General features: G+C 39.3%; 17 protein-coding genes. 4 read left to right on the top strand and 13 right to left on the bottom strand.

Translation table 11 applies throughout. The annotated features are described in order from the left end of the window. Positions 1 to 21: 21 nt before the first annotated feature. From AB1467_01230 to AB1467_01250, 5 genes are all read right to left on the bottom strand, one after another. Positions 22 to 552, bottom strand: coding sequence for a KH domain-containing protein (locus AB1467_01230; GenBank protein MEW6294901.1), 531 nt, complete (start codon positions 550 to 552; stop codon positions 22 to 24). An 85-nt stretch (positions 553 to 637) separates the two neighbouring features. Next, a complete protein-coding gene (locus tag AB1467_01235) occupies positions 638 to 1,402 on the bottom strand; it encodes a serine protein kinase RIO (protein MEW6294902.1) in 765 nt (254 codons plus the stop codon). 11 nt (positions 1,403 to 1,413) lie between these two features. Further along, a complete protein-coding gene (gene eif1A, locus AB1467_01240; protein MEW6294903.1) occupies positions 1,414 to 1,743 on the bottom strand; it encodes a translation initiation factor eIF-1A in 330 nt (109 codons plus the stop codon). Positions 1,744 to 1,748: 5 nt separating this feature from the next. Next, the gene (locus AB1467_01245; protein ID MEW6294904.1) at positions 1,749 to 2,039 is read right to left on the bottom strand and encodes a DUF424 family protein; all 291 of its coding nucleotides are present in this window, start codon (positions 2,037 to 2,039) and stop codon (positions 1,749 to 1,751) included. A gap of 10 nt (positions 2,040 to 2,049) precedes the next feature. After that, positions 2,050 to 2,472, bottom strand: coding sequence for a translation initiation factor IF-2 subunit beta (locus AB1467_01250; protein MEW6294905.1), 423 nt, complete (start codon positions 2,470 to 2,472; stop codon positions 2,050 to 2,052). A 91-nt stretch (positions 2,473 to 2,563) separates the two neighbouring features. On the opposite strand from AB1467_01250, the gene AB1467_01255 reads away from it, so the two are divergent. Further along, the gene (locus tag AB1467_01255) at positions 2,564 to 3,163 is read left to right on the top strand and encodes a VTT domain-containing protein (GenBank protein ID MEW6294906.1); all 600 of its coding nucleotides are present in this window, start codon (positions 2,564 to 2,566) and stop codon (positions 3,161 to 3,163) included. Between the two features lie 13 nt (positions 3,164 to 3,176). After that, positions 3,177 to 3,518, top strand: coding sequence for a hypothetical protein (locus tag AB1467_01260; protein ID MEW6294907.1), 342 nt, complete (start codon positions 3,177 to 3,179; stop codon positions 3,516 to 3,518). A 30-nt stretch (positions 3,519 to 3,548) separates the two neighbouring features. On the opposite strand, the gene AB1467_01265 is transcribed toward AB1467_01260, so the two are convergent. The 6 genes from AB1467_01265 to AB1467_01290 all read right to left on the bottom strand — a co-directional run bounded on the left by AB1467_01265 (position 3,549) and on the right by AB1467_01290 (position 15,243). Then, positions 3,549 to 4,304, bottom strand: a complete 756-nt coding sequence (locus AB1467_01265) for a nucleotidyl transferase AbiEii/AbiGii toxin family protein (protein ID MEW6294908.1) — start codon at positions 4,302 to 4,304, stop codon at positions 3,549 to 3,551. Continuing rightward, on the bottom strand, positions 4,301 to 5,110 hold the full coding sequence (locus AB1467_01270; GenBank protein ID MEW6294909.1) for a hypothetical protein: 810 nt from the start codon (positions 5,108 to 5,110) through the stop codon (positions 4,301 to 4,303). The genes AB1467_01265 and AB1467_01270 overlap by 4 nt, the downstream gene beginning before the upstream one ends. A 38-nt stretch (positions 5,111 to 5,148) precedes the next feature. Beyond that, complete coding sequence (locus AB1467_01275; protein MEW6294910.1) at positions 5,149 to 6,030, bottom strand: presenilin family intramembrane aspartyl protease; 882 nt, start codon at positions 6,028 to 6,030, stop codon at positions 5,149 to 5,151. 71 nt (positions 6,031 to 6,101) lie between these two features. Next, positions 6,102 to 9,824 (bottom strand): LAGLIDADG family homing endonuclease, encoded by a 3,723-nt coding sequence (locus AB1467_01280; GenBank protein MEW6294911.1) that lies wholly within the window; start codon positions 9,822 to 9,824, stop codon positions 6,102 to 6,104. Positions 9,825 to 10,025: 201 nt separating this feature from the next. Continuing rightward, positions 10,026 to 14,594: a DNRLRE domain-containing protein gene (locus tag AB1467_01285; GenBank protein MEW6294912.1), complete on the bottom strand. Its 4,569-nt coding sequence runs from the start codon at positions 14,592 to 14,594 to the stop codon at positions 10,026 to 10,028. A 28-nt stretch (positions 14,595 to 14,622) separates the two neighbouring features. Beyond that, positions 14,623 to 15,243, bottom strand: a complete 621-nt coding sequence (locus AB1467_01290; GenBank protein MEW6294913.1) for a MarC family protein — start codon at positions 15,241 to 15,243, stop codon at positions 14,623 to 14,625. 115 nt (positions 15,244 to 15,358) lie between these two features. Between AB1467_01290 and metG the strand changes: the two genes are divergently transcribed. Together metG and AB1467_01300 are read left to right on the top strand one after the other, a co-directional pair. Next, a complete protein-coding gene (gene metG / locus AB1467_01295) occupies positions 15,359 to 16,894 on the top strand; it encodes a methionine--tRNA ligase (protein MEW6294914.1) in 1,536 nt (511 codons plus the stop codon). A gap of 5 nt (positions 16,895 to 16,899) precedes the next feature. Continuing rightward, positions 16,900 to 17,052, top strand: coding sequence for a hypothetical protein (locus AB1467_01300; GenBank protein ID MEW6294915.1), 153 nt, complete (start codon positions 16,900 to 16,902; stop codon positions 17,050 to 17,052). 20 nt (positions 17,053 to 17,072) lie between these two features. On the opposite strand, the gene AB1467_01305 is transcribed toward AB1467_01300, so the two are convergent. Further along, the gene (locus tag AB1467_01305; protein ID MEW6294916.1) at positions 17,073 to 17,297 is read right to left on the bottom strand and encodes a hypothetical protein; all 225 of its coding nucleotides are present in this window, start codon (positions 17,295 to 17,297) and stop codon (positions 17,073 to 17,075) included. An 18-nt stretch (positions 17,298 to 17,315) separates the two neighbouring features. Continuing rightward, positions 17,316 to 17,702 (bottom strand): translation initiation factor IF-5A, encoded by a 387-nt coding sequence (locus tag AB1467_01310; GenBank protein ID MEW6294917.1) that lies wholly within the window; start codon positions 17,700 to 17,702, stop codon positions 17,316 to 17,318. Positions 17,703 to 17,742: the final 40 nt, after the last annotated feature.

The raw sequence follows: 17,742 nt of genomic DNA on the forward strand, positions 1-17,742 counted from the left end.
CTAATAAAAAAAACATTAAAATTATAATTCAAATTTCTTGAATGATTCTTTCCTCAAAAACTTTTTTGCCCTGTCATGCGATGCGCCTTCAAGCAGCAGTTCAATTGCCTTTTTTGCCTTCTCTATTTCCTCAAGGCCTCCTATTATGGATATTGTTTTGCCGTAAACAGAAATCAAGGCTCCTGTGCTCCTCTCAATTTCTTCTCTAACTCTACCTTCCCGTCCAATCACTCTGCCTTTCTTCTGCTTGATCAATTTCTCTGATTTTCCAAGCAATTCACTTAAATCAATTATCTCCAAGTAATTGTCTTTTTCCTTCAACAAAAAAGCGTGCTCAGGCGAAAAACCCCGAGCTATAGCCTTAATTATGTTGAGTGCAATATAAAAATTTAATGCATTTCCCGCATCAGATTTTACGTCTATATCCCCTGATTCTGAATCAACTTCAATGCTTGTTTTTGTTGCCCTTTCAATGCCTTTTTTTGTCTCTCCATGAAGCCCAATTATGACTGCAATCCTGTCCTTGGGCACCTTCAAATACTCTTCAATCATCAAAAAAACCATCAAAAATAACCTAAAAAAAGCATATATATCTTTCCTGCAAAAGGTTTAAATTCAATTCCAAAAGGCAGGAATTTTAAACAAATTCAACAGCCTTTTTCACTTCTTCATAAGCTTCTTCAAAGCTTTTCTTCAAGCCTTTCTTGGAGAAGTAATTGCTTACATTTCTTAAGTCTCTCTCGAAGAATTCTCTTGCTTTTGGGTGGGAGGCAAGTACAGCCTGGCCTATGTCTATGAGCACTAATTCCTGTTCTCCTTCAGATTCTCTCACTAAAACATTGTATTCGCTTAAATCAGAATGCACTAATCCGGCCTTGTACATTCTTGCAATCCATTCAATCATTGTATTGTATGCCTTACTCAAATCTTTTATGTCTGTTTCTTTCATTGTATTTGATGGAATTCCATTCACTCCAATGAATTCCATTACCAAAACGTTCTTCTCAAAACCCAAAGGCAATGGAACTCTAACGCCAGCCCTTCTTGCTAACTCTAAATTCTTGAATTCTTTTTTTGTCCAGGCAAAAATTAGTTCGTGTTTTTCTTTGGGAACCTGCTTGAATCTCTGGTCTCCTTGAATGTAGGCGCTCATGTTCTTGAAGTCTGATGTTGTAATGCGATAAATTTTTACTGCGCGGAAGTTTCCTGCCCTGTCCCTTGCCCTGAATACATGTGCTTCCTTTCCTGTTGAAATCACAAACTCTAATTCTTCTATCAGGCCTTTTGTTGCAAGCTTGTGGACTGCGGCAATTGTCTTTTCGTCGAATACTTTTGCGAAGACCCTTTGAGTGCTTTCTTCTTTGATGAATTCTTTTAGTGACTCAAATTCTTTTGGCTTCATAAAAAATTAGTTTAAAGCGGAAGGTTCTTCAATAAACCTTTTTTTTGTATGTATTCCCTCTGGAATCCAAGGTATCTCCATACAATGTCTGCTTTTGAGGGCTGGAAGTCCCACACTTTAATTAAAATCAGGTCGCCTTCCCTTATCCACACCTTTTTTTTCATTTTGCCTGGAATCCTGCAGTTCCTTTCCTTTCCGTCTTCTGCTATTGCCTTGATCTGGTTGACTCCAAGCAGTTGCGTTGCAATAGCGAACTGCTCTCCCTCTTTCCTGTTGGGCATCCTTATCCTTCTAATGCTTTCTTCTTCGCTTAACTGTTCCCCTCTTTTTTGCCCGTTCAATTAAATTACACCTTGTATACTTGAATGTGAGGAATATTATTTATTCTTATTACCTCTTTCTCTGAAGCAAGGCCTGATTTCAGTGCAATTCCAACAGCTTTTTCTCCAACCAAATTCGCTGAACTGCATTCTTGGAGAAGCAGCTCCAGTTCTTTTTCTTTAATCAATTCTCCTTTATAAAAATTAGGGCTGACAAAAAAATTTATTTTCCCTTTCTTCAATGTTTTCCCCACAAGCTCTCTGTCGCACGCAGCCAGCACTGTCTGGCCCTGAATTGAATGAATTTTATGGTACAAGTGCTCACGCTCACAAGTGCTTTACTGGGCTTATTGCGCCGCAGGCCTCGCATCTCATTACCTTTACGCCTTGCCTGTCAATGAATTTGGTGTCAGGCCTGTTGCACTCCCTGCACAAAACAAATTCCTTGATGTAATTATGAATCAATTCTGTGACATTCTTTTCGGAGAATTTTCCGTTCAGGATAAGCCTCCCTTCTGAAACAAAACAAGCTGTTCCAATTTCTCTTGTAATAAACTTCAGCAAATGCTTTTCATCCCTGTTAATTAACTTTAGAATTGAAGAAAAATTTTTGACTATGGTTTTTGTTCCTTCAATATGGCTTTCTACCACAGGCATCTCAAACCTTTCCTTTGCCAGAGCCTGCTTGGGCAGGGACATGTATAATCTGTCCAGCATTTTTTCATAATCCATTGAATCCTTTGCAGTCATTTCATCACTCAAAATATAGCAAAATAATTTCTAATAGAAAAAGTATATTAATTAATTCTTTCCATATTAAAGTGAAAGCAAAGGTTTTGCTATGGATTTAAGTTTTCTTTTGAATGATCTCCTTCGCTCTCTAGGTCTTGTGGGCCTGTTTCTGGCTTCACTTATAGCAAATGCTGCAATATTCCTTGTGACACCCATAGATGTAATAGTGGTTATTGCAGGCTCAATAGGCTTATGGCATCCAGTAGTAATAGGAATTGTTGCCGGGCTTGGAGGCGCATTAGGGGAAATGACTTCCTACTTTATTGGCTTGGGCGGAATAAAGCTCGTGGAAAAAAGATTTGAACTGAAGACAGTATTCTTTGATTACGTGAGAAAAAGGCTTGACAAGTGGGGTTCTATCTTCATTTTCTTTGCTTCTGTGACACCATTCCCTTTTGATTTTGTTGGAATTGTGGCAGGGCTCATAAAGTATGACTGGAGGAAGTTCTTTATTGCAATGCTCGCAGGAAAAATAATCAAGTACGCATTGCTTGCTTATGCAGGATTCACGGGAATAAAACTGCTGAAGCTGGTTTTCCTTGAGAGAGCTGAAATGCAGCCCGTATTCCTTGCAGGCCTTGCCCTTCTAATAATACTGATTGCAGGCGTCTATTACCTCACGAAAAGGGAGGTTAAAGAACATTTATAGGGTTGTATTTATTATGCCGGGAAAGACAAGAAGAAGATTTTTGATAAGGCAAAAGCAGAAAAGGAAAAAAAAAATAAAGCAAAGAGCAAAAGAAAAAGTTTTTTTGTATGATGGCAAAGATTTAGTTTTTAGCGTAAAAGTTCTAAAAAAGGCTCCGCCAAAAACCTTGGAAAAAATTAAGAAAGCCCTTGTAAAAAGGGTTCCTGAATTGGTTAGTGAAGGTTATTTGTATGATTTAATGGAATTATACTCAATTCCTGAACTAATTAAAATTCTTGAAAAAGAGGGAGCATACGAGCGCGATATTACAGAAAGATTAAAGACAGGAAAAATTAAGCAGAAATATAAATTTTAATTAACGGTTTCAGAATACAGAAAACCCTAATCATTGTTTTATTTTTCCTTTCAGGAATCCTTTTATTTCCTTTTTTACTTGCTCGTAATCTGGGGCTCTGTAGATAAGCCCTCTTAGCTCTTGTTCGAATTCTTTCCTGCCGCAAAAATTTAATGACCTCATTCTTTTTCCCGCTTCCCTGAATTTTTTTTCAGTCAATCTTTTATTGAATTCCACTTTGTTCTGAATCATAAGCCAGACGTCAAGAAAGTCTCTTGCCTTTCCCCTTGCATACATTGCCCTGATTTTTTCTGCAAAAATTTCTTTTTCCTGCATGACCAAAACAAAGTATCTTGGAATGTCGGTGTAGTCTTGTATTGCCTGTCTCCACTCAGGTTTAAGATGCAGTTCAGTTCTTTTTTCCGCATCAATGCTGATGGTGTTGGTTGACTCAATTCTTCCAACAAACAATGGGCCCTCAAACCTTATTTTTGCAGTGTAAGCTTCTTTGAACAATTCCTCTTTTACGAAAGAATAGTTTAATCCAAGCAAAGAGCTTTGCTTTAAAGCCTTGCGAACTAATTCTTTTATTTTCTTTGGATTTAAATTAGAATTGAAATCCAAGTCCTCTGAAAACCGAGGGTAATTGAACATAATCTTTAAGGCAATTCCACCTTTAAAAATCATTTTATCTGTTTCTTTAAATAAATTAAATAAGAAGACGTTTTGCAGGTAATCCTTTTCCTGAAAGTAGGACTGAATGCCATTCTTTTTTGCCATAAACCTCAGTTCTTCTATAGAAATCAATGTATTTCCCTCCATTCAAGTAATTTCTTGTTATTAATAATCAAATTCCATTTTTTATTGTATTCATTGCTCTTTGGAAGCGTTGAATCAAGCTTTGAGTAGCCTCTTCCAATCCTTTTCTGCAGTTTCTTTAAAATAGTTGGCTCTGTCTTCAAATCCAGCAATTCAATCAAGTAGCCCAATCTTTTATTCAAAGACTTGTTGTTCATTCTAAGACAGTAACCTGCCAACTTTTTTTGATTCAATTCGCTCCAAGCATTAAACAATGCTTTTGTTGTTTCGCTTAGCCCGCCAGCATGTCTTGGAAGGAAAAGCGAATCAATTAATGCTTTCTCTTTTTCTGCAATAATAATCCTTTCTTTTTTGGTTCCTTCAAACTTGTATCCGAAAAACCTCTTCTTGCTTAAGGTCACATACTTTACTCTTAATTCTTTTCTTTGGATGTCTTGTTTTCTTTTGGTGGTTGCAATAAAAATTGTTTCCGGGAGTTGTTCAGTAAATTTATAAACAGAAAGAGCACTCCAAAAGCTGATGTAAGAAGGCCACACAGAAAAAGAAGCAAGCGCAAGAGGGTTGGCATAAGATCCGAAAACTTCTACAGAATATTTGCCGCCTTCAATTCTTTTGATTATTTTCTTCTTGTGCAAAGAATAAATGATTTTATAGCATTCCTCCCTGCTCAAACCAGAAAGTTTTTGAAGATTGCCCACCTCAAAATAAGGAAGGCCGGCATTCAATATTTTTTCCAATAAAAAGAACTCTTTTGGGGAAATAGAAGATTTTACGTTAATTTTCCTTTTTTTCATAAAATAATTACAAATGTTCTAATTTATAAATATATGCCTTAAAACACAGAAAACCCTAGTGCTGCACTCAATGCAATCATTGCAAGCATTAGGATTGTTTGAGGCGGCAGCGCAGGCAAGGCTTTCCCAACATGCTTTGAACTGTAATCTATTGTAAGGAGCAATCCAACAAGAGAGCCTGCAAGCACAAGGGATGGAGCAAAAATACTTCCAGGAAAAGACACCTTTGAGAGAGAGGCCTCAAGGACGCTTACAGTAAGGGTGAGAGGAATCACCATGTCCCCTGTGCCTAACTCGAATGTGTGCTCTTTTGTTGGGAGGGCGAAAGTGAAGGAAAGATTCTTGCTTGTAATCTCTTTAGCTAAAGTCACCATGTGCTTTGTCTTGAATACTGCAATTAAATCGTAGACAGCAAGGGCTGCAACGAATAATACTACTGGAATTATGCCTAAAGTTATTCCAATCAATGCCCCTGCGCCTGCTGCAGCAATAACTGAAGTAATGTTCCTCAATAAAATGCTTTTCTTCCACACCAGCCTTACGAATACTGCAAGAATTCCTGCAGCCAGTATTTCAAGCCCGCCGAATGGAAGAACAATTGAAGGAAAAAACAAGTTGAGTACAGCAAGAAGCACGATGTTTGTTGTGCCGAAGATTACTAAGGACTCAAAGACCTTGAATATTAATGCAATGAACTGCCTGAAGAACTTAATTACGAGCAATAAAATTCCAGTGAAGATCAGAATGTAAGCAATCAATGCAATTGAGTTTATTACGTCGTTAGGGTTCTGGTTCACTATCGCAGGCTGTTCTATGAGCCCTGAATTTTTTTCCCTTATTAACTCAAACCCTACAACCAGCCCAATCAATTGCGTTATGAAAAACAAGGCAACCAGCTGCACTACAAGCTTCCTGTTCATTTTATTTCACTTTTTGCTTTAAGCCAAAAAGAAATAGGAAGGAATTTAATTTAAATTGAACCCCAAAAAAATTATTTCTTTTCTGTTACGTCAATGAAGCCGTGCCTTTTCTCGTAGACTTCTCCCCTGCGCTTTAATTCGTTGATTATGTCGTTGACTTTGTCTTTCTCTATGCCTTGGGTTGCTGACTCTTCCACTATGTCTATTACTGGCACCATGTCCATTTCCCTTGCCTTCTCCCTGATAATGTTGAGTACAACCCTTAAATTCTGAATCTTTGAGTGAGGTTGCCCTGAAGTTATTAAGTCAATGTCAATCTTTCCTGTTGTAGGATCAACAACAACCTCCTGCAGTGATGCCCTCACAAGCCTTATTGCCCTTTCTGCGTCCTCTTTCTCTACTTTGTCGTTTAACCTTACTCTTGCACTCGCTTCGCTCAGCCTTACAAGGCCTTCCAGCTGCCTGTGGGTTGCAGCATAGCTGCCTTCCTTTTTTCCGAGCTCCCTTAAATTCAAGTAGAATTCAGAGATGGCTTTTGTTGCCTCTTCTGTTAGAATTGGCGCAATATGCTGCCTTGCATAAGCAATGTATTTCTTGAGCAGGTCAGGCTCAATTGGAGGAGTAATGATTTTCTCTAATTCCTCCAGTTCTTTTGCTTTCACTTTTTTTCCGCTCTTTTTCTCTTGAATTATTATTTCTCCTGCCTGGTGTGTCATGAGGATGTGAGTTGCGATCTCTTCGTCTTTCACTCTGTCCAGTACATCTTTAATCAAGAAGAACAAGTCAAACCTTGAGACAAGTGTCGGAGGAAGATTTATCTGCTCCATGTAGGGAGTGAATGGGTCAAAGCGAGCGAACTTGGGGTTTGCTGCAGCAAGAATGCTTGTCTCTGTCTTGAATCTTGTGACAATGCCTGCTTTTGCCACTGAAATCATTTCCTGTTCCATTGCCTCGTGCATTGCGCTCCTGTCGTCTTCATCCATTTTATCAAATTCATCCACAATTCCAATTCCGCCGGAAGCAAGCACTAATGCTCCTGCCTTCAAAGTCCAGCCGCCTTCTCCGAACTCGTCTTTTTCTGCGCTGGCAGTGTTATGCACAAAAAAGCCGTTTGAAATGAAATTATGAGCTCCATTAACAGTAAAGTCGTAAACATATTCATAAGAGGGAATTATTTCTCTTTTTTTTATTACTTCTTCCCAAAAAAGGTCAGAATTAGCAAGATTATCTAATAACTCGTTTCCAATCTTTTCATTTAATTCTTTTAGTTTTTCTCTTGAGGGCTTTGTTTTTCCTTTTCTGTAACCCCAATTGCCTTTTTTTCCCAGAAGCCCGCTTATTTCAGGAATTAAATCAATGTTTGTTCCTGAACTATTTAGGCTGCTGATAATTTCATTTAAGGAATCCTTTTTTTCTTTCAGGTTGAATTCGATTTTTTTCCTGAATTTTACAAGGTTTTCTTTGCCTCTTATTTCAATACAGTATTGATCATTGTTGCTTTTTACCGTGATTTCTTTTCCTTTTGCTATTGTTCCAGCTTTCTTTCTTAACCTTAACTTGCTGTGAATACCGAATTTAAGCAGGCATAATTGAAGTGTTCTTGCAAGCTCAAAGCTTATTGTACCTAAACCGACATGAGGCGACCCAAAAGAGGATTTTGAAGTGTAACCATCAGTATCAAAAAGCCCTTGAAGGAATTTTAAAAGAATGTTGTTAGGAAGCTCTGATGCAAAGCATGAAATTTTATTTTCAATTTTTTTGTTGTTAACGCCAAACTCTTTTATTATATCATAAAAAAAACTGAATTTTATTCTCCTGCCTGGGACCTTCCCTTTTTCTTGCAGTTTTTCAGGTTTTATCCCAAACAATTCATAACACAACACATCTATTTCTTGCAATATCTGTTCTGAAGTATTATAAATTCTGGTTTGAGTTGAACCTCTGCCTAAATAAATGTTCCCATCCCCCAAAACAAGCCCAGCAAGGTATGCAATTCTTTCATCATTTAAAAGCAATGGCACCCTAAAATTTTTTCCGTATCTAATAAACAACTCTTTTATTTCTTGAGCCAATTCTTTTAATTCAAACCCTGCATCAATTCCCATCTCTAAAAACAAATACAGAGGCATTCCTTGGTAGAATTTTCCTGAACGCCACATATACATTCTCTCTCTTTTTAACTTGTATATTGCAGCAATGTCTTGCAAAGAACTATATTTTTCTGTTAATTTATTTGTTATTTCAGTGAATTTCTTTGAAACATTATTTTTGATTCTTATATTCTCGTTTTTATTTAAGACTTCAACACAGTATTTTTCTTTTGCTTTCCCTTCAGGGAGCTTCCTTGCAGTAGCAACAAAGTCTCCTTCACTTAAATCATTTGATTTGACCCATTCAGTCCTGTTTTCTTTAATTCTAAGAAGTTTGGTGTTTTGGGTTATGCTCAAACTTTTGCCCGACCTGACTTTTATTTCAACCATTTTTTCTGGAGCCTTAATTCTCCAAATTTTTTCAACTGGCTTTTCTTCCATTTTCAGGTTGTCGTTCAATACTATAGAATTTAAGCCTTCGACTTTGTTGGAGAAAGCCCCAATCAGTTCTTCATCTGCATTTTTTTCATTGAATTTTTCTTCAACAAAATCTTTTATTTCTTTGAAGCCGTTTTCATTCAATACAAGAGAATCAGGGGCAACGCACAGGCCCACGCCCGACGTCGTCTTGCCGGCTGTGTAAATGCTCTTTGGGGCAATTATGTTCACTGCCTGCAGTATGGCAGATTTTGCAACGCCAGGGTCTCCCACCAATAGGATGTGAATGTTCCCCCTTATGCTTGTCTTTCCCGGAAGCAGTTTTTTTACGCCTCCAAACAATTGCAGCCCGATTGATTCCTTTACTATTTCGTGGCCGTAGATTGCAGGGGCAATGGATGCAGTGATCATGTCATAGATTTTAGGGTTTTTTGCTAATTCTTTTATTTTTTCTTCTTCTTCTTTTGTTACTTCCACTTCCTCGAATTCTTTTGCTGTCTCCTCTAAATGGATTGCTTCCAAGTATCTCCTAAACACAAGCCTTGCAGGCTCTTTTGGAGGCCTCAACCTCAGAATTCCAACGATCCTTGTCCTGTCTCCCGCGCTCACCTTATTCACTAAGTCATGGGTGACATTGATCTCCAAATTCACTGCCTGCTCTGAGCCCCTAAGATATTCTAATGGTTCTTGAATTTCGATCTTCTGGTGGTCAATGAATTCTGATTCCTCTGGAATCAGCCTGAAGTCCTTGTGCTTGCATTCGCATAATGCAGGCATTCTCTTTCCTGTCTCGCTCTGGTTGATTTTGTACTTGTTGCCGCAGCGCCTGCACTCCCATGCTGCAACCTTCAATTTCGGCAGCACATCAGTAATCTGCCTTATGACTCCTTCAACTGAAATTAATTTACCTAAATGCTCTGCCCCAATATCCCTCAAGTAAGGCTGCCTGTCCTTTGGCAAATTAAAAAACCTTATGAATGGAGCGAATTCTTCCACGCTCAAGGTAGGAACATCAATGTGCTGTATTGCAATTGATGCTGCCTCAAGCACGTAATCAGGATTCTCCAATAATGAATCAGACAATTCAAAATCAAATCTTTCCAGGTCCTTAAAATCAATTACAAGAGACCTTTTCTCCGGGTATTCTGCTGCAAGCCTTTCAATCTGCTTTTTGTAGACATGCTCAAAGAATTGCTCGAATTTGGCTACAAAAGGATTCTCTTCAGCCTGCTCTGCCAGAACTTCAACTTCCTTTTCTTGCGCCATTTTCTCCCCATACAAATTAATGCAGTAAAGCCCTTTTGAATTCTTTTGGAAGCATTTTGCCCGTGAAATCCACTGCAGAATCAGGTAATGGGAGTTAATAATTGAGAGAAATTTTTTCCCCTATTAAATTACAGGTGAAAACAATAAAAGAATTTTGGGTTCAGAAACCAAACTTCAAAAAAATTAATTAAAGGCAATTAATTATGCAGCAGGCTTTATTGGACTGCTTTTCTTTGCTTCCATTAGCATAACCACAAAGAATACTATCAGTATTAATGCAATTGCAGGCGCAGTGAATGGCATTAAATCAAACGGTTTCTCTCCAATGCAATCAATAGGACAGCTTTTTGCGTCTTCCCCTTCTTCGCACTTGCTGTTTCCGCATTCTGTTTTTGCTGTAATAAACTGTAATAGCATTGCTCCTGGTTCGTATGCGTCTGCTCTTGCTGTTATTGAGTTGAATCCTTTTTCTGTTGTTAATGCAACCATTCCTTCACTGTTTGTAGTGTAAGTTTTTCCTGCGTAAACTACTGTAGCGTCAGGTACTGCAGAACCATTGTCTAAGGTCACTAAAACATCTATTGTCTGCCCTGAAACAACCTCGGGGTTTTCGGTGCTTACTCTTAGGGAGGTTTTCTTTCCTTTAGGGCAGTCTTGCGAGCAGTTTCCGTGGTTTTCTCCTAGGTCGCATATGCTGTTGCCGCATAAAGATGAAGGCTCTTGCCCTGTTACGGTAATCCTTACAGTCTTATTGTTGTATCCGTCCTTCTTTACTGTAACAAGAGAGTATCCTTCTGTTGCGGTGAATTCTGTTTGGCCTTGGGCATTAGTGTATTGTGTTGTTTTGGCGTAAGTAACTGAAGCATTCTCCACAGGGTTTCCTGAACTTGAGTCTTTTGCTGTTACCATAAAGTTTGCTCCTGCATTTACTGTAGAAGGATTTAGTTCAACAGAGAATTCTTTTAGTGTTGGGCCGCCGCCTCCGCCACCGCCCCCCCCACCTGTACCGCAGTTGGGGATAACAGTATTAGAGCAAGCTCCAATAGAACAAGAGTCTGTAGTGCAATCGTTATTGTCATTGCAGTTCACCCCGCAACATAAGTCTGCTTTAATGCATGGATTCCAGGCTCCTTGTTCTGAGCATGTTTGGCTTCCGTTGCAGTTGTCTATGGTGCAGGATTGAGTTTGCCCTGGAGTGCATATTCCGCATGACTGGCTTTCAGTTCTTGGAGTTGAATTGCAGTTTATGTCAGTGCAGGTTCTTGTCTGGCTTCCATTCAAACAAGAACTCCAGTCTCCGCACTGCCAGTTAGGAGTGCAAGGAACAGTGCAAGCACTAGACTGATAAACATTACTACAACAGTATCCTGTGTTGTATGCTGTGCCCCCGCACAAGCATCTTTGAGTTATTTGTCCTTCCGGACACAAAGAGCATGTTAGGTCTGCTCCTGAACAGTCTTCGTCTGTTCCATTAGAGCATATTTCAGTTTGAGGAGAAGGGCAGCCGCCCCAAACATTATTAGTACAAGTTTCTGTTCCTACAGCACATATTCCTTGGTGTGCTATACTGCAAGACCTTGTTGTTCCGTTAGTGCAGGTTCCTGAAGATATTGTCAGGAACAAGTGTTTTGTCTGGTTTGAGTCAACTAATGGAGGGGCATAAGTTGTTGGAGTGTATTCTGAAAAGAACTCCCACCTGCTCCCTAAATTTCCTGTGGGCATTACACTCCAAGTATTGGTGCATGACTGGCCTCCTTTCAGGTTAGCGCAATTAGTCTGTGGGTTACTGCTTGTAGTGTAGAAAGGCTGAGCGCCAACTGTAGTGCTTACAATCCCTTTTGTGCCCCCTGAACCTGAAGTATAGGTTATTGTAAGTTGTGGCCTTTGAGTTGTGCTGGCTGTTTCTGAAGAGAAAAGATAAGAATAGGCATCGCTTTGAGGTGAAGTAGGAGTTATTATTAAACCATTATTCTGCCTTGAACCTGAAACCCACTGCTGCACTAAACTGACGAAAGCCGCACTCTGAACAGTAAAGAATCCTTGCTGGTTTGCAGCCAAAGAAATTGAATCAACTGCTGTACCATCATGGTCGTTGGGAGCATTGTCTGCGCCTAAAGCAGTCCATGGATTAGAGCCATCATAATAAACATTAGTGACTGTTAATTCACTCCAGTTCCTTCCATTCGCAATAGGATAAAGGGAGAGAGTAACAGCAGCGAGGTCATCGGAATCAATATATAACCTCAAAGAAGCAGAAGAAACAATAGAGCCAGGAGAAATAGAGCTCAAATTAAATTTAAGCAAAGCCCTCCTGTCATTATAGTCAGTTGAAGACCTCCTCAAATAAATAACTTCACCATTCCCTATATTAACATTTTCATTCTTACGAGAAAGACCGGAATCATCAATTCCTGTAGTATAATCTAATGTGACAGTTGGATCTAAAGTAGCTGAAAGAGAACCGCATTCTCCGCCAGTGCAGTCAACCCTTGAAGTGAAAGTGAAGGATTGATTTAAAGTTACATTTGCATCTGCAGTAGGGGTGATAAGTGAAGTTATAAGTTTTCCCCAGGGAATACTCCAAGAAACAGTACTCGAACCCTGCCCCCCAAGATTATCAGTGCAAGAAGCAACCAAGTTAAACTGACCAGAATCATTCAATCTTAAGTCAGCATTATCATAAACCCAGTAGCCTGAAGACTGTGTTGTTGTCTGCTGGCTGAAGAAAGTATTAGAGTCAGGAACATTTGTTAGGGAGAAATTTGCTCTAGCAACAGTTCCATCAGGGTCAGTGCATGAAGCCCTAACTCTAAGCAGTAAATCATTGTATGATAAAGTGTTGCATGTAACCCAGTTGCCTGAAGTATTCCTCTCACACTGCACTTGAGTCACAGTAGGAAGACTGTTTGCTCCTGTACAAGAGCCAGAACAACAATATCCTGTAGTACAGGAACCATTAATTGAAGTGCAAGAAGTATAAGTACTGCAAGCATTGGCATAACAAGTGCCGCCAGCAGTAGAACATTCAGGAATGGGTCCAGCAGGAATTAATACTACCCCCATTCCCATTGGGCCATTGTCTGTTAAAGTAATTGAACTTACTGCTGCCCCCTGAGTTCCATCAGCATTCAAGTTATAGTATGAACTCCCAAGATTTATTGTCATGCTGCCTCCACCACTATTTCTGGGTCTAGAAAACACTATTCCTTTGCTGAAGTCTCTTCTCCAAGCTTGATTACTGCCTTGGGTTACAAGAGTTGCTGGGCCAGCAGGCATTCCTATGTCTATTTCCATTAAGCCAAACCACCATCTATCAGGATAAGATAGGCCTACACCATAAGATGGCTCTGTTCCAAACAAGAAATAAAATTTGTCGTCTTTCAGAATATAATATGAAGACAAAGCAAGTATTTTCACTTGGTCTGCAGTGCTGTTTCTCTTGAAATGGAAGAACAGATATTTTTCTTTTGCCTGCATTCTTTCGATATCACTTTTTTTGGAATTGAAGGTTCCCAAGGGAGTATCATAATCCATATAGCCTTCAAGCATTGATCCATCTGTCACATCATTTGCAAAATAAAAATTTCCTCCAATATTCCAAGGATTCCCTATGACATAAGTTGTGCCTGGAATGTTTGCTGTAAGAGCCTGCTTTATTTTTATTAGGACATCCCTTAAATGATAGGAGAAGTTTCTGTCTGGGTTTTGGGGGTTGGAAAGTAAAAGTTCTGGCTCAAGGTATGTGCCTCCGTACACTGAGCCCTGCCATGGAGCAGTTCCAATTTTTTCCGGAACAAACTGGTCCCATACATTATCGTGAAATATTCCTAAAGGGCCATTACATGGAGGTCTCATGCTTTGCACTTCTTTTACTGCAAAAGCTACTGCCCAGTCCTTTGCTGTTGAGTTGCTTATGTTTACTGCAGTCTGTCCTTTTCCGTACACTTGAATTCTTGCCTTGTCTGGGGTCATAGCAATAGCATTATGGTTTGGAGCAGAAGCTTTATCAACATAAAAAAATATGTAAGTATTAGAAGGAATAGTCCTGTTAAGGCATAAAGTGTTTGAGGTGCTGCTTGATACAGTGAAATCTTCTATTTGAGTATCAGATCCATAACCCATCCTGACAAAATCCCCAACCCATTCTCCTGAAGTCCAGCTCCTTCCCGTAACAGTAATGCAGGAGCCTGAATAACTAAATTGAGTGGGCTGCCCTGGAATTACAAATGCAAAATCAGTCTTCCAATTCCTTATGTCGTCCCCGTTAGGGTCATTCACTGGATCCCATCCAGGAATCAAGTGAGGGTATTCCTGGCTGCTTCCTCCTCCTCCACTATAATAATCAGACAGATTCTGAATTGTGTTTGTCTTCCAGTGGGCAAAACCGTTTTCTAATCTAATCCCCCTGCTTTGAAAATAATTAATTAGGTCAAGATAATCTGAGCCAGGATTGCCACCTGTATCCTCCTGTAGCACGTGATGGGCATTATAATATACTCCGTCAGGCTGGCTTCTTGAAAAATAATTGCAAGGGCACGTGCCATCGTCAGTGAGCCAGTCCAGGTGGTCATTTAAAAATGGGCCTAAAGAGCTCCAAGGCATGGAAGGATTATAACTGTCAATGCAAGCAGGCTCGCAATTGTTGCATAAGCCTTTTGTTCCCCAGGTGTTCACTGAAGGGTGTGTTGGCCCGTAAGCGCTCACGCCCAAAGATAATAAAAGCAGAAAGGAAAAAACTGAAATTAACTTGATTGAATTAATTAATTTCATAATTAGTATACTAATAAGCATTTGGAATTTATAAAATTATCGCGTGCTTTATGCCGTCCACAACGAACTGCACTGCAATTGAGGCCAAGATCAATCCCATGATCCTGCTGAAGACCTTCAATCCAACGCTCTTAAAGACCTTCAATAAGATTTCAGATTTCAGCAAAATAATTAATGAGATTACATAAACAGCAATGGCCGCAATTACGAAGGCAACCTGCAATTCAGTTGTGTTGGCTGAATTAAAGAAAACAATCCCTGTGGTAATGGCAGCAGGCCCAGTGTGCAAGGGCACAGCCAAGGGGGTGACAGTAATGTTCTCTTTCTCTTCCTCTAATTCCTTCTCGCTGTATTCTGTCCTTGTCTTAAAGCCGAACAGCATCTCAATAGCAATAATGAACAGGATTATGCCTCCTGCAATCTGGAAGGAATAAAGATTAATCTTCAAGTAATCGAAAATCTGCTGGCCTGCAAAAACCATCAGCATTAAAACAATGAACGCAATAAGCATTGCCTTGAAAGCAATGGAATTCCTCTCCTTTTTGGTGTATCTTTCAGTGAGCGCAATAAATATTGGAACATTAGCTATGACATCCACTACAACAAACAGTGAAACAAGCACTGAAACAAAAAACTCAATTAAAGCCATTTAATTACCCTTAATTAAACCTGAATTAAAAAAATAGCAGTATTTAAAATAAAAAGTTATTGCTGGATTAAATAATAATTGCCTAAAATTCTCGTTCTATTTCAGATCTTGAAGGGTGGTTGAATTCAATAAAGAAAAAAAGTTCTATTATATTACAACGCCGTTGTATTACGTGAATGACAGGCCTCACATAGGCCACGCTTACACTACAATAGCAGCAGACGTTTATGCGCGCTATAAAAGAATGAAGGGCCTGAAGGTATTCTTTCTCACAGGAACAGACGAGCACGGCCAGAAAGTTGAAGGAGCAGCAAGGAATGCAGGCAAAAGCCCTAAAGAGTTTGTTGACTCTATTGCGCTAGAATTCAAGAAGCTGTGGGAACTGCTCAACATCAAGTACGATTATTTCATTCGCACTACAGACCCAGAACACGAAAAAGCTGTATTAAAGTTCTTCAACAAAGTGAATGACGCAGGAGACATTTACTTGGGCGAATATAAAGGCTATTACTGTGTGCCCTGCGAAACATACTACACTGCAAGCCAATTGATCGAAGCAGACAAATGCCCTGACTGCAGGAGGCCAGTGCAATTAATGACTGAACCCTCCTATTTCTTCAAGCTCAGCAAATACGAGAAGAAACTGCTTGAGCACATTGAAAGAAATAAGGAATTCATTGAGCCTGAAGCAAGAAAAAATGAAGTAATAAACTTCATAAGGCAGGGACTGCAGGACTTGAGCATAAGCAGGACTAGCACCAAGTGGGGCGTGCAGCTACCGAAAGACAAAAAGCACGTGCTGTACGTATGGTTTGACGCTTTACTTAATTACATTACTGCTCCAGGCTATGGCTCTGACTCAAAGAAATTCAATTCAATTTGGCCTGCAGACCTTCATCTCATGGGAAAAGAGATTGTAAGGTTTCATGCAGTAATATGGCCTGCAATGCTCTTGTCTGCTGGAATTGAATTGCCCAAAAGGGTTTTCGGGCACGGCTGGTGGACTGTTGAAGGACAGAAGATGAGCAAGAGCCTGGGTAACATGGTTGACCCCATTGAAGTAAGCAGGAAATACTCAGTAGATGCCTTCAGGTACTTCCTTCTAAGAGAGGTTCCTTTCGGCTCTGATGGAGACTATTCAGAAAAAGCTTTAGTGCAGAGAATTAATTCAGACTTAGCAGACGATTTAGGCAATCTTTTGAACAGGACGATTGCAATGATACAGAAATACTTTAATGGAGAAATCCCTGAAGCAAAGAAATTGAACGAAAAAGAACTGCAATTGAAAGAATTCACACTAAAAAAAGCAAGGGAAGCAGATTTGTTTTTGGAGAAATTAGAATTCAGCAAAAGCCTTTACTGCATCTGGGAGATAATTTCCTCAGCCAATTCCTTCATTAATGAAAAAAAGCCCTGGGAGCTCGCAAAGAAAACAGAAAAAGAAGAATTAGCCTCAGTGCTCAACACTCTCGCAGAAACCCTGCGTGTTATCTCATTGCTTTTGTATCCTTACATTCCTGAAACAGCAGAGAAAATTCAATTGCAGTTAGGGATTAAATCACAAAAATTTGACGAAGCCTTTGAGTGGCCTTTGATTCCATCAAAAACAAAAACAGGAAGAATTGAAATACTTTTCAGGAAAGTGCAGTGAATAATATGAAGATAATTGTTGCATCAAAAAACCAAGTTAAGGTTGATGCTGTAAAAGAAGAATTAATTGAAAAAATGAGTTCTGCGCTATTAAGTGAGAAAAATTTAGCCAAAGGATGGTTTTCAAAATTAGAAGATAAAGCGTGGAGCCACTTGTAAAAAAATATTTAAAATAAAATTTATTTTTTGAAGGATTGGATCTTTACAAAATCATATATTGCCGCAATAGTGAAAATTATTTGGAGGATTACGAAAATTAGGTCATTGATGTAAACGCTGTAAATCAGCAGGCAGACTCCCCCCCCAACATAAAAAATATCCTGCTTTCTTCTTTTTTTAATCAAAATTCCCACAGCAATTAGGATAATTCCCAGAGCGCCAATCAGCTTGAAAAAGTCAATCATAATTTTGTCTTTTTTTTTTTACTTTTTCCTTAAAATTCTTACCTGTTCATCCAACTGCAAATACTCTACTTCGTCGCCTGCTTTTATGTCAGGAACGTCTTTGGGCATAGGGCAATTGAATGCCTCATAAGAAGCAGTGTCCATAAGGGAAAGAGTGTCTCCCATTACTGCTACCACTTGTGCATTGCTCCTCTTAATTATTGGAACTTCAGCATCAGAGCCTGTTGGTTCAAGCAAGGTCCTCTTGTTTTCAGAGAAAATGTCTATTGCAGTAATCCTTGCTTTTGCGCTCCCGTGCTTTCCGGGCTTTGATTTTTCAATGTCAATTATCCTGCACGCGAAACCGTCAATTAGGACGTAATTTCCTTCTTTCAGCTGTCCGACCTTGACAAATTTTTTCTCCATTTATAGTATTAAAGGAACAGCACTAATTTTATAGCTTACG

The organism is Candidatus Diapherotrites archaeon (genome assembly GCA_040755695.1).
Lineage (GTDB): Archaea > Iainarchaeota > Iainarchaeia > Iainarchaeales > 1-14-0-10-31-34 > JBFMAK01.

What these genes read in the sequence shown, in the direction of transcription:
- AB1467_01230 (MEW6294901.1), bottom strand. Translation starts at nt 552, where the DNA reads ATGATTGAAGAGTATTTGAAGGTGCCCAAGGACAGGATTGCAGTCATA.
- AB1467_01235 (MEW6294902.1), bottom strand. Translation starts at nt 1,402, where the DNA reads ATGAAGCCAAAAGAATTTGAGTCACTAAAAGAATTCATCAAAGAAGAA.
- AB1467_01250 (MEW6294905.1), bottom strand. Translation starts at nt 2,472, where the DNA reads ATGACTGCAAAGGATTCAATGGATTATGAAAAAATGCTGGACAGATTA.
- AB1467_01255 (MEW6294906.1), top strand. Translation starts at nt 2,564, where the DNA reads ATGGATTTAAGTTTTCTTTTGAATGATCTCCTTCGCTCTCTAGGTCTT.
- AB1467_01260 (MEW6294907.1), top strand. Translation starts at nt 3,177, where the DNA reads ATGCCGGGAAAGACAAGAAGAAGATTTTTGATAAGGCAAAAGCAGAAA.
- AB1467_01270 (MEW6294909.1), bottom strand. Translation starts at nt 5,110, where the DNA reads ATGAAAAAAAGGAAAATTAACGTAAAATCTTCTATTTCCCCAAAAGAG.
- AB1467_01275 (MEW6294910.1), bottom strand. Translation starts at nt 6,030, where the DNA reads ATGAACAGGAAGCTTGTAGTGCAGCTGGTTGCCTTGTTTTTCATAACG.
- AB1467_01280 (MEW6294911.1), bottom strand. Translation starts at nt 9,824, where the DNA reads ATGGCGCAAGAAAAGGAAGTTGAAGTTCTGGCAGAGCAGGCTGAAGAG.
- AB1467_01285 (MEW6294912.1), bottom strand. Translation starts at nt 14,594, where the DNA reads ATGAAATTAATTAATTCAATCAAGTTAATTTCAGTTTTTTCCTTTCTG.
- AB1467_01290 (MEW6294913.1), bottom strand. Translation starts at nt 15,243, where the DNA reads ATGGCTTTAATTGAGTTTTTTGTTTCAGTGCTTGTTTCACTGTTTGTT.
- AB1467_01300 (MEW6294915.1), top strand. Translation starts at nt 16,900, where the DNA reads ATGAAGATAATTGTTGCATCAAAAAACCAAGTTAAGGTTGATGCTGTA.
- AB1467_01305 (MEW6294916.1), bottom strand. Translation starts at nt 17,297, where the DNA reads ATGATTGACTTTTTCAAGCTGATTGGCGCTCTGGGAATTATCCTAATT.
- AB1467_01310 (MEW6294917.1), bottom strand. Translation starts at nt 17,702, where the DNA reads ATGGAGAAAAAATTTGTCAAGGTCGGACAGCTGAAAGAAGGAAATTAC.